At 62.4% G+C, this 11,659-nt stretch carries 8 protein-coding genes and 1 pseudogene; 3 read left to right on the top strand and 6 right to left on the bottom strand.

What is annotated here, in order from left to right; translation table 11 throughout:
• From BJ122_RS19930 to BJ122_RS17465, 5 genes and pseudogenes are all read right to left on the bottom strand, one after another.
• A pseudogene (locus BJ122_RS19930) lies at positions 1 to 157 on the bottom strand (TolC family outer membrane protein); the annotation flags it as partial.
• Between the two features lie 225 nt (positions 158 to 382).
• Positions 383 to 2,758: an Ig-like domain-containing protein gene (locus BJ122_RS19355; RefSeq protein ID WP_181418988.1), complete on the bottom strand. Its 2,376-nt coding sequence runs from the start codon at positions 2,756 to 2,758 to the stop codon at positions 383 to 385.
• Between the two features lie 333 nt (positions 2,759 to 3,091).
• Positions 3,092 to 3,982, bottom strand: a complete 891-nt coding sequence (locus tag BJ122_RS17475) for a hypothetical protein (protein WP_110782466.1) — start codon at positions 3,980 to 3,982, stop codon at positions 3,092 to 3,094.
• Positions 3,983 to 4,036: 54 nt separating this feature from the next.
• Entirely contained in the window at positions 4,037 to 5,080 is a 1,044-nt protein-coding gene (locus BJ122_RS17470) for a glycosyltransferase family 2 protein (RefSeq protein WP_110782464.1), read from the bottom strand.
• Positions 5,081 to 5,131: 51 nt separating this feature from the next.
• A complete protein-coding gene (locus BJ122_RS17465) occupies positions 5,132 to 6,544 on the bottom strand; it encodes a GumC domain-containing protein (protein WP_110782462.1) in 1,413 nt (470 codons plus the stop codon).
• A gap of 355 nt (positions 6,545 to 6,899) precedes the next feature.
• On the opposite strand from BJ122_RS17465, the gene rfbF reads away from it, so the two are divergent.
• From rfbF to BJ122_RS17450, 3 genes are all read left to right on the top strand, one after another.
• Complete coding sequence (rfbF, locus tag BJ122_RS17460) at positions 6,900 to 7,727, top strand: glucose-1-phosphate cytidylyltransferase (protein ID WP_110782460.1); 828 nt, start codon at positions 6,900 to 6,902, stop codon at positions 7,725 to 7,727.
• A 9-nt stretch (positions 7,728 to 7,736) separates the two neighbouring features.
• Positions 7,737 to 8,843, top strand: coding sequence for an NAD-dependent epimerase/dehydratase family protein (locus BJ122_RS17455; RefSeq protein ID WP_110782459.1), 1,107 nt, complete (start codon positions 7,737 to 7,739; stop codon positions 8,841 to 8,843).
• Between the two features lie 520 nt (positions 8,844 to 9,363).
• Positions 9,364 to 10,140 carry a LuxR C-terminal-related transcriptional regulator gene (locus tag BJ122_RS17450; protein ID WP_245407782.1) on the top strand — a complete coding sequence of 259 codons (777 nt, stop codon included), beginning with the start codon at positions 9,364 to 9,366 and terminating at the stop codon, positions 10,138 to 10,140.
• A 143-nt stretch (positions 10,141 to 10,283) separates the two neighbouring features.
• Here BJ122_RS17450 and BJ122_RS17445 read toward each other — a convergent pair whose 3' ends face one another.
• Entirely contained in the window at positions 10,284 to 11,588 is a 1,305-nt protein-coding gene (locus BJ122_RS17445; protein WP_245407781.1) for a lipopolysaccharide biosynthesis protein, read from the bottom strand.
• Between the last annotated feature and the right edge of the window lie 71 nt (positions 11,589 to 11,659).

Below are 11,659 nucleotides of genomic sequence, written 5' to 3'. Positions count from 1 at the left end.
GCACCGAGGCGCGCTGCGCATTGAGCTGCGGATTGCTCTGATAGGCCCGCACCAACGCCGCCTCAATGGTGTCCGCCGACACTGGCGCCGCGGCGCTGCACAACAGCAGCAAGGCCATGGCAGCGCTGCATCGGAGAGAAATCCGTTGTGTTGCCATACCCCTCGACCACGCCAGTGCTGAACTTAAGCCATTAAGGCCATCCGCCATTAAGACCATCTTAAGCTTGATGCGAGGTTAACCGGCGGCGCGCTCGATCAATTAACTTCGCCCGGCGAACGGAGCTGGCGACGGGCCGGCCGGCCGTCCGAGCCACGCGCCACTCGACGCGCCACAAGAAGAAGCCGCCCACGACCAGCGCGGGCGGCGGCTCGTTTTTGTGGATCACACCTGCGGCAGCACCAGAGCGTCGGTCAGGCTCGGCGCCGGCCGATAGCTGCTGGTCGAGGTCGACACCGACAGAGCGCCCACGCGCGATGCCGAATATTGCGACATCAGGTCGATCGCGCGGTCGATCGACGCCACCCCCGCACTGCTGGCGGTCACCTGGGTCAAGCTCGGCCGGGTGGCCGGGCTGGTCTCAGTCAGCGCCGAACTAGTGGTGGTGATCGATGCCGCCTGCGGCGCGACGTTGATCGATGACGTCACCGGCTGGGTGGCCAACGCCGAGGTCGTGACCGACGAAGTGGCGACCGATTGCGTGGCAAACGTTTGCGTCGCGCTCGCCGTGGACGACGACGCCACCAGGCTGACGTTATCATAGAGAGCGCCCAGACCGTCGGCGCCCTGGTTGGCGGCCTCGCGGAACGTCAGCCGATCAGATCCGCCAGTGCCGACCACCTTGAACTGGTAGTTCTGCCAATCGGCTCCAGGCGGTACGGTGGCCACCACCTCACCGTTCCACAGCACTTCCATGGTGGTGGTGGACGAGGTGAAGCCCGGCCGCGACCGTGCGTCAAACGACAGATCGTAGCTCTGCCCCTTCGCGGTCTTGACGTCCTGATAGAAGCCGTCGCGCGCGCCAAGATAGTCGAGCTCGCCGAATTTCGCGCCGTCGGAGGCCTTCACGCCGTTGAGGTTGTTCCACAACTCGATGGTGCCGCCGGTCAGCGCGGTCCAGCCCGGAATGCTGCTGAAGCCCGCCCAGCGCCCGGAATCGACCGCGCTCGGCGTGTTCTCAAACGAGCCATTGACCAACAGATTGGTCGCGACCGGCGTGGTCGGCTGCTCAGGCGTGGTGACGGGCGGCGGTGTCGTCCCGGTCTTGGCCGCGACCAGCCTGACATTGTCGTACAGCGCGCCGAGACCGTCCGCGCCCTGATTGGCCGCCTCACGGAATGTCAGTCGATCGGCGCCACCGGTACCGACCACCTTGAATTGATAGCCCTGCCAGTCAGCGCCGGGCGGCACGGTCGCCACCACAGAACCGTTCCACAACACCTCGATGGTGGTGGTGGACGATGTGAAGCCCGGACGCGAACGCGCGTCGAACGACAGGTCATAGGTCTGGCCCTTGGCCGTCTTGATGTCCTGATAGAAACCGTCACGGGCACCGAGATAATCGAGCTCACCAAAATTCGAGCCGTTGGTGGCCTTCACGCCGTTGAGGTTATTCCACAGCTCGATGGTGCCGCCGGTGATCGCGGTCCAGCCCTGGATGTTGTTGAACGCACCCCAGCTACCGGAATTGACCGCGGTCGGCGTCGTTTCAAACGAGCCGTTCACCACCAGATTGTCTCCGGTCGGCGTCGTCGGGGGATTCACCGGCCCCGGCGTGCCGGCCGCCTGCACCGTGACATTCAAAGCCTGCGACTTGGCGCTGACATTGCCGGCGGCATCCTTGGCGGTGACCGTGAAGCTGTGCGTCGACTTCGACAATTCGCCAGTCTGGAAGCTCCACGCCCCCGATGAGTTGGCCGTCGCCGTGCCGATCTTGTTGGTGCCGTCGAACACCGTCACGGTGCTGCCGGCCTGAGCAGAACCCTCGAGCTTGACCACGGTTGCGGTGGTGATGCCATCGCCGACCGTGTCGCTGTCCGGCGAAAACGACAGCACTTTCGGCGTCGCGATCGCACCGGCATCGAACAGTCCGGGCGGCGGATCGGCTTGAAACACCGCGGTGCTGCTCGAATAGAAGCCAAGCGTCGACCAATCGGTGGACAGTTCCACCCAATTGCCCATGCCGGCGCCAGGGTTGTTACTAAAACCGTCGACATAGGGCGCCGATGGCGTGCGCCACCAATCGGCGCCGATATTAGCGACCAGGCTCACATTCGGATCGGTGACCCGCATATCCATCTGCACATAGACGGCATCGACGGTACCGGGCGCGTATTCGCCTCGCGAACCAAGCCAGAAATGATCATTGTAGCCATTGGGGGGAGCCGCGAATTGCGCGGTGCTTCCGGAATTGGCGACGTTCATCGTCGAACCAGCATTGCCGGCGAAGTCGGTCACAAAATGACCGCCCTCAAGCTTCATCGGCCCCTGATCCTGCACCAGCACCCAATCGCCGGTGGCCTTGAGATGCACCCAGGTCCGGGCGTTGGCGACTTCAACCTTGGCGTTGGCGTTGCTATAGGCAGGCGCGCCAGCCTTCTGATAGACCTGTCCCCACCCCAACACAGACGTGAAGTCTCCAGGCGGCCCGTTATAGCCGACCGGCTTATACAAACCTTGGTACCAGCTGTAGCTCTCCGGCACCCCCACCGGATAACCGTCGCTGAAGCCGACGGTATTCTGCTTGATGATCTCTGACATTGAAGTTGCCATTTTAGCTCCAGTGCTTGGCGCCGCGACCGAATCAGCAGCCGCGGTGCAATGTCCCCGCGTTCGTTCGCCCGGAGCGTTGAGTGATGCTTGATGTTGTCGGCAATGTGGTGTGGGGCGTCCGTACTAATCCCAACGCCCGTGAGACATGTCGCCGCGCTGCTGGCGCGCGCGTTCCGCACATCGCGATTTTTGTCGGTGATTGAGGATGTTAACGCCAAAGAGAGCGCCGCCCGGCGACTATCTGCGCCTGACGGTCATCATCCAAAAGTCGTTAGCCGGAACAGGATGGAACTAATCATCAGCACGGCTGGAACACCGCGACTAAGGCGCACCACGGTGATTCGTCACCAAGCAGGGCGGCACTGTGTTAGTTTGGTGGCGCTTGCCGCCTGATAATGGCGCGATGGTGGCGCCGCGCAGCGGCGGCGGCGGATCGGCGATAAACGCATCGGTCGCGCCCGAATAGAATCGCAGCACTGTCCAATCGGACGACAGCGTGATCCAGTTACTCATCCCGGCCCCCGGATTGTTACTAAAGCCCGCGACATAGTCGGCGCGCGCATCGCGCCACCAGTCGGCGCCGACATTGGCGACCAGCGCCGGCTCGGCGTCAGCGGCCTTGATCTCCATTTGCACATAGACCGCGTTGACACTGCCCGGGGCGTAGGTGCCGCGACTGGCCAGCCAGAAATGGCTGTTGTAGCCGCGCGGCGGGGCGCCGATCGTCACCGCGCCGTCGGGCGCACGCTCGATCGCCATCTCGATCGCGCGGTTGCCGGCGAAGTCGGCGACGAAATGACCGCCGGCGATGGCGTCATTGGCCTGGCTCTGCACCAGCACCCATTGCTGCGTGGAACTGAGCCGCACATAGGTGCGGAAATTGGCGATCATGATCCGGGCCTGCGGGCTCGGCGCCACTGTGGCGCCATACATCCGGTACACCTGGCCCCAGCCAGTGACGGCGCTGAAGTCCGGCGGCGGCGCGGCGTTGCCGCCGGGACGATAGGCGCCGCTGCACCATTCGAAGGCGCGCGGCACGCCGGCCGGATAGCCCTCGCTGAAGCCGGGGGTGTTTTGCACCAGCGCGTCCTGCAGCGCCCCCGCCGAGATGTTTGAACTGGCGAACGATAGCGCCTGCCGGACCACGCCGACACCGCCGAGCAATGCGCCCACCAGCAGCAGTCCGATCGACAGATAGATCCAGGGTGGCATCGGCTCGTGGTCCCTTGCTCGGCGCAGCAGCACAGCCACTTGGCCGGTAACGGCTCAGGCCGACGGCGTCGCGACGGCGTGCTTTAGCCGGTGCAGCTGATCGATCACGGGACGCGGCAGCATCAGCAGCGCGGCGAGCCGCACCGCGGACGCCGGATCGCCATGGCGCAAATGAGTGCGGAAGCGCCACGCCGCGTTCAGAAGATTGCTGATACTGCCGCCATTGCGGCGGTGATCGGACAACACGATCATGCCGCGCCGCGCGAAGCAGCGCTTGGCGTTGACCCGCACCAGCTCGCGCTTCGACTGATCCGCCACACGCTCATCCGCGACTGCGGAGATCAGGTCCGCAACCTTCCAGCCATCATCGAGCAGCTGCTCCAGGCTGAGCCGTCCGGTCTCGGAATCATTGTGGTGGGTGAAGCTCGCGCAGGTCTCGTTGACAAAGCCCGCTTGCCCGAACAGCAGCAGCGGCGCCCAGGCCGCGACGTCCGCGGTGTGCGGAAAATTCTGCGGAATGCCGCCGCGCTCGCGCAACATCGAAGTCTTCATCAATACGCTGCACATCGTCACCGTGATGCGGCCGCGCAAAAACTCCATCAGCACGTCGATGCCATCCTGCACGCCCGTGGACAGCACGCGGCTGGCCTGCGCCGGCACCGCGGTGCCAAACTCCTTCAGCTCGACGTCGCTGAGCGACACCACCAGCTGCAGATTGGGATGCTGGTTGATCACGTCCACGCAGCGCTCCAAAAAGTGCGGCGCGATCGCGTCGTCATCGGGCAGGATCACGATGTAGTCGCCGCGCGCGTGCTCGACGCAGGAATTCCAGTTCGGCAACAATCCGATATTGGTATCGTGCCGCACCACCCGCAGCCGGTCGTCGTCAACGCCCGCCAGCATCTGCTCGGTATCGTCCTCCGAGGCGTTGTCGCAGATCAGCAGCTCGAACCGCGGATAGGTCTGGGCCAGCACGCGATCGATGCAGGCACGCAGCAGCTCCGAGCGGTTGAAGGTCGGGATCGCAATCGTCACCAGCGGCCCGACATGCTGATGGACCGGGGTGATCCGGCTCGGGCTCTCTCTGAGATGCAACATTACGACCTCACTTCATTGATCTGTTCGTCAGACGAGCGCCGCGCCACTCGACTACTCACCGGCTTGCAGCTTGCGCACCGTGCCGCGCCCCGCCTGCGGGAATGCCGTTTGCGCGTCGAGTTCGAGCTGGTGGCGGATCGCGGCCAATTCCAGCATCAAGGCGATGCCGACGCCGCACAGCAGGCCGCCGATCAGCGCCAGCAGCACCAGCTGCATCGGCCGCGGAAAAATCGGCTCGGCCATGCGCTCGGCGACCTGCACCACGCGCACGCTCGACAGCTGGGTCTTCTTGGCGATGTCGGCGTTGATCTGCTCTTCGATCATGCGGGTGGCGTAATGATCCGCGGCCGACGACGCGCGAGTCAGCATGCGCTTTAGCCGATCATATTCCGCTTCCTTGGACGACAGCGCCGCCAGCTCGGCATTGACCTGTTCGATCTGACTGCCGAGCGCCTTTTCCAATTGCAGCGAGCCGTTCAGATCGGAATTGATCTTGAGCAGCGAGCTCATCGCGTCCTGATAGACCTTGACCAGCAGCAGCGGCGGCGCTTCCTCGAACTTCTGGATGTTGCCGACATCGTTCGAGCCGTTGCGGCTTTCGACGCCGCCGAGCGTGGCGACGATGCCGGTCACCGTGCGAGACTGCGTGACCGGCCGCAGCACCAGCAATTGATCGATGATCGCCTGCTTCTGGCCACGCCGTTCTTCGATCAAGCCGCGCGTGGTCGCGACCTGCGCGGTCAACTCATTGGCGCGCTTCAGCAGCAATTGCCGCTGATCGGACACCGAATAGATCGCGGCTCCGACGGAAAAGCCTTCCAGCTCGGTCGAGGCGCGTTCCGCCTCGCGCTCCAGCCGCTTGGACTGCTCCTGGAAGAACACGTCGGCGCCCGGCACCTGGATCAGATCGGCCTGGGTGGCCACCAGGCCATTGGCGAGCGCGTTCAAGAACTCGGTGGCAATCACAGCGTCCGGATAGCGGAACGAAATGCGCAGCAGATCGGACTTGCCTTCCGCCTTGGTCGAGATCAGATCGCGCAGCGCCGAGATCGCTGCCTGATCTCTGGCGTCTTTCTGATCGAGACCGTCATCGGCGGTTCTGATCGCCCGCCATTTCAGCTTGGCGATCCACGGCGCATCCTTTTCGTTGAACAGCCGATCGAAGCCGACCGAATTCGCCGCCAACCTGATCACGTGATCGGTGGTGACGATGCGCGCCAGCGAGTCGATGCGGCTGACCAGGTCAACGCCCTCGCCGAGCGGACTGCCGGCCGAGCCGATCGAGCGATCCTTGATGCCTTGGCCGACCCGCATCAGCGTATAGGGTTCGTAGCGCTCGCCCACCGAGGCATAGACGAACATCGCGATCGCGCCCGCCGCGGCGATGGTGGCGATCACGGTCTTTTTCCGACCCATCAGGATCGGCAGGATGTTCGAGAGGATCAGTTGATATTCCTGCTTCATCATCCTTCCGTGCCTCCAACACCCGCTGCCGACACAGCGCCGTTATCCGTCGCCGCGGCCCCTACCCGGGACGGAACCCATTGGTACGAAGCCCGATTGCGTCACAGTGCGGGAAACACGTCGTCCCAAGTTGACGGTTCTCAAGTCGCGAATGGTGCTTCGCCTAGCGATTTTCGATCAGCCGTCGTGACGATGCGCGCTGCGTCGCAGCGCCTGTCGGCGCCCTATGGTTTCACTGATCGAAAGTTGACAGCCGTCAAATTGGCGGTCCCGCGCTCGCTTACTTGTCGCAGCATCAACATGCCGTCCGCTGGCGCTGGCCGTGGACGAGCAACGCAACAGCGGGAGACGAAGCATGAAAGTGGTGATCCTTGCCGGAGGCTACGGCACGCGGCTCAGTGAACACACCACGGTGGTGCCCAAGCCGCTGGTGGAAATCGGCGGACGGCCGATCCTGTGGCACATCATGCGCATCTATTCGCATTACGGCCTCAATGACTTCGTGATCTGCTGCGGCTACAAGGGCGATATCATCAAGGATTATTTCTTGAATTATCGTCCGCACCAGGCCGACTTCACCATCGACCTGCAGAACAACCGCGTCGAGCTGCACCGCAACTCCACCGAACCGTGGAAGGTCACGCTGGTCGACACCGGCGAAAAGAGCATGACAGGCGGCCGCCTGAAGCGCGTGCGCGACTTCCTCGGCAATTCGACCTTCTGCATGACCTATGGCGACGGCGTCGGCGACGTGAACATTCGCGAACTGATCAACTTCCACCATCAGCAGGGCGCGCTCGCCACGGTGACCGCCGTGCAGCAGCCCGGGCGGTTCGGCGCCATCAATCTGTCGTCCGATCGACCGCGCGCCGCGCATTTCCGAGAGAAGGACGCGCGCGATGGCCAGGTGATCAATGGCGGCTTCTTCGTCATCGAGCCGGAAGCGCTCGACATGATCGATGGCGATGCCACCAGTTGGGAATCCGAACCGCTAGCGCGGCTGATCGATCAGGATCAGCTCGCGGTCTATCGGCACCACGGCTACTGGCAGAACATGGACACGCTGCGCGACAAGGCTGTGCTGCAGGAACAATGGGACGGCGGCAATCCGCCCTGGCGTGTCTGGGACCGGCCGGCGCCGCAAAACTCTCAACCCGCTCTCGTCACTTCGCCGATTTCGTGAGGATCGACCATGCGTATTCTGTACACTGGAGCAGACGGCTATATCGGCGCGGTGCTGGGCCCGAAGCTGCTTGGCTGTGGCCACGCCGCCACCGGCATCGACACCGGTCTGTATCGCCGCGGCTGGCTGTTTGACGACCGCCGCACCCGGCCGATGGTGATCACCCGCGATGTCCGCCAGATCAAGCAATCGGACCTCGTTGGCTTCGACGCGGTGGTGCATCTCGCCGAATTGTCCAATGACCCGCTCGGCGAGAATGATCCGGAGATCACGATGGCGATCAACCATCGCGGCTCGATCGAATTCGCGCGCAAGTGCCGAGCGGCCGGCGTGTCCCGATTCATCTATGCGTCGTCCTGCAGCATTTATGGCGCCGCAGGCTCCGAGATGAAGACCGAGACCTCGGCGTTCAATCCGCAGACCGCCTATGCCCGCTGCAAGGTGCTGGTCGAGCGCGATCTCAGCGCAATGATCGACAGCCGGTTCACCCCGGTTTTCCTGCGCAATGCGACCGCGTTCGGAGCCTCGCCGCGCCAGCGTTTCGATCTGGTGCTCAACAATCTCGCGGGCGTCGCCTACACCACAAAACAGATTCGCGTGATGAGCGACGGCACCCCGTGCCGGCCGCTGGTCCATATCGACGACATCTGCCAGGCGATCCTGTGCGCGCTGGAAGCACCGCGCGAGGCGGTGTGCGGCGAAGCGTTCAATGTCGGTGACGACGCGCAGAACTACATCGTGCGCGAGATCGCCGAGGTGGTGAACCGCACCTTCCCCGGCTGCGAAATCTCTTATGGCAGCAGCGGCGGCGACAATCGCAGCTATCGGGTCTCGTTCGAAAAAATCCGCCAGCACATGCCGGGCTTCATGTGCCAATGGAGCGCGGAGCGCGGCGCGCAGCAATTGAAGACGGTGTTCGATCGCATTCAACTCGATGAAGCGACCTTCAATGCGGCGCCTTTCACGCGCCTGTCAGAGCTTCGCCACCTGCGGCAAACCCACCAGCTCGATCCGCAGCTGCTGTGGACGCCGGTCGACGACGTGATCCCGCTGGTGACGCCAGCGACCGTTCCGCGCGCAACTATTTTCAAAGGAGCAACCGCAACGGCGCACTGATACCATGACGATTAATTAGCATCACGACTCGCCGGGACAGCTATGCAGTTCCGGCGATTTGGGTTTAGTTCCACGCTCCGGCAATTGTGACCGCTGTTCCCGTAGAACTACGAGCAATCACGGCGAACCTGGCACCCTGCGGACGCATCTGTCCGAGAGCACACGCTGCACGTGCAGACGAAACGGCTGATTTTCTCGCAAAACGGCCAAAGAGCAGGCGACACGCCGCATCCCGTTCGCCTGGAGGACGTCGATCATTTTACAGTCACTGCTACTAATCACTCGGCAGACCAACAATGCATAGCTGACGAAGTAATTTGTTTCTGGTGTTACGGTTTGTTTCAGGAGCCGTGATTAACTATTCGTCGAAAGTATCTGCGGTTTCGCATCACTCGGGTAGTGAGACGCAGCGCTTCGCGCGAGCGACGTCTTGCAACCTTTCGACAAATGTGACTAGAATTTTGTGTTGCTTCCAATGATCAGAAGCGGCGTTTTCGATGGACACCATTTTTCCCGCGTCGTGAACCGGGAATTCAAAGAGGGGCTATTTCAACTCGGTTCATTGGGGGCTAACTTTGAGGGTCGTATCGTGTCAGTGATCTTATTGATCGACGAACACGGCGTATATCGTAGCGGTCTCCGCGAGCTGATTGAGAAGAAGATCGAAAGAGCCACAGTCTTTGAAGCTTCGGGGGCGGAGCGGTTCGCCACCAATCACTATTATGATCTGATACTCGTTGACGCAGCGTGCTTGAATTTCCGCGTCTTGGAATTGCTGAAAGAAGCTCTGGCACTGCGGCCTGAAACCCGGTTCGCAGTGATGTCAGCCTCCAATACAAGATCCGACGTTTTGTCCTGCTTGTCGGCCGGTTTCCACGGCTTCGTTCACAAGCTGCAGAGCGACGACGAACTTTTGACCGCGATTACTGATCTGCTGTCGGGCCGTATCTACGTGCCGCGCTGGCTCGCTGACGGGCACGGCAGCTTGTCGGACGAGCCGTCGGCGTTGAACATCGAGCTGGAGACGCTGAGGCTCACGCGCCGCCAGAACGATATTCTGCCGCTGATCGCGCAAGGCATGTCGAACAAGGAAATCTCTCGGCATCTGAACATTGCCGAGGGCACCACCAAGATCCACACCGCCGCGTTGTTGCGCGCGCTCGGCGCCCGCAACCGCACCGAAGCCGCCTTCATTGCGGCCAAATTGATCCGCTCGACCACACAGACCGCGCCGCGCTTCAAGAGCAAACGTTTCTTAATCAAAGGCATGGGCAGCGTGCGCGCGTCCAGCATGTAGACAGCTGCGGTTCTGATCGCCAACAGACCCGCGGCTCTCGCTTTGTCTGGCCGTTGAATTTATCGTCGGAAACCAAGCGCCAACTTCACAGCCGATTGGCCATCGCGATCGGCTCTCTCCCATCTGCAATCGAAAAAACCAGCTCAGGCGTTGCCGGGCGCCGCGACCTGAGCCTTCGGCCAGGCGCCGAACACCAGCACAAAGCGCCAGATCGCGATCGCCGAGAATGTCAGCAGGATCGCCGCGCCAGCGCCACGCAGCCCGGCCAGCGGCAACAGCGCGGACTGGGCGGCGACCAGTGCCACCACAGCGACCACGTTGGTCACGGTCATGATGCCGTCGCGCCTCGCGGTAAACAGCACCATCGCGCCGAAATCGGCGAGATTGCGCGCTGCCATGCCAGCCATGATCAGCCAGAACGCGCCGAGATGATCGCCGACCGCCGGCTGTTTCAAGATCGGCAGAATCAACAGGAACGCCCCGCCAGCCGCAACGATGAAGGCTGCGGTCGTCAGCGCCGTGATTTTGAGAAAAGTGACGGTCTGATCGCGATGGCTGGTTGCGCCGCCCTCATGATGCGCCTTGATCAAACGCGGCCGCTGCACCTGCAGCGTCGTGATGCTGACCAGCGTGGTCACCGCATTCGCCACCGACCAATACAGGAAATACACGCCCGTCAGTTCCAGCCCGAGGAACAGCGTCACCAGATAGCGATCGATGAACTGGCTGCCGATGAAGGCGAGATCGCTGAGATAGATCACAAAGGAGCGTTTGATGGTCAGCCAGATGAAGCTGCTGTGGAACGGCATGGCGAATGTCGCCCGCCACGGCCAGCCGCGGCTCGCCCAGACGAACAGCAGGAATGACGCGATGCTGCCAGCCAGCCAGAAGCTGAGCAACGCGGCCATGTTGCGCAGTTCCGGGATGAAAATCGCCAGCGGCACATAGACCAAAATCCACGCGGCCCCGCGCAGAAACACGCTGACATTGGCGATCACCGGCAGTTCCAGATTGGTGAACAGCTGGAACACGTCGTTGCCGAGATGCTCGAACAGGATGATCAGCAGCACCAGGATCAACAGCGATGACGCGCCAAGCAGCGCAACGGCGAGCCCCGTCAGCACCAGCAGCACGCCATAGACCGCGACCACAAACAGCCAATAATGACGCAAATGATTGACGAGCTGGTTGCGCGGCAGCGTCACCGCTTCGCGCATGATGACATGCACCAGCCCCATGCTGACCACCACCGGGGTGATCGCAATCGCGCCGGCAAACAGGCCGTACAGACCGAGCGAGGCGAGGTCGAGATAACGGCCGATGAAGATCGCGAGGCCGAATTTGCAGGCGATGATCGCGGCCCGCATCGGCACGATCGTCGCTGAAACCAGCAGCGCGGCGCGCGTTGGCGGCGCGTGATGCCTCAACTTGCGGATGGCTGCGAGCAAATCGTCATCCTCCGGTCGATCGGGTCGGCTCGCCATCATCGCTTCAACAGCATCGACGTGGGCAATGTCGA

The sequence above is a fragment of the Rhodopseudomonas faecalis genome, from assembly GCF_003217325.1.
Classification (GTDB): Bacteria; Pseudomonadota; Alphaproteobacteria; order Rhizobiales; family Xanthobacteraceae; genus Rhodopseudomonas; species Rhodopseudomonas faecalis.
This window is presented reverse-complemented; position numbering and strand designations above follow the sequence as displayed.

Coding starts and splice junctions, on each gene's coding strand:
- BJ122_RS19355 (WP_181418988.1), bottom strand. CDS start 2,758: ATGTCAGAGATCATCAAGCAGAATACCGTCGGCTTCAGCGACGGTTAT.
- BJ122_RS17475 (WP_110782466.1), bottom strand. CDS start 3,982: ATGCCACCCTGGATCTATCTGTCGATCGGACTGCTGCTGGTGGGCGCA.
- BJ122_RS17470 (WP_110782464.1), bottom strand. CDS start 5,080: ATGTTGCATCTCAGAGAGAGCCCGAGCCGGATCACCCCGGTCCATCAG.
- BJ122_RS17465 (WP_110782462.1), bottom strand. CDS start 6,544: ATGAAGCAGGAATATCAACTGATCCTCTCGAACATCCTGCCGATCCTG.
- rfbF (WP_110782460.1), top strand. CDS start 6,900: ATGAAAGTGGTGATCCTTGCCGGAGGCTACGGCACGCGGCTCAGTGAA.
- BJ122_RS17455 (WP_110782459.1), top strand. CDS start 7,737: ATGCGTATTCTGTACACTGGAGCAGACGGCTATATCGGCGCGGTGCTG.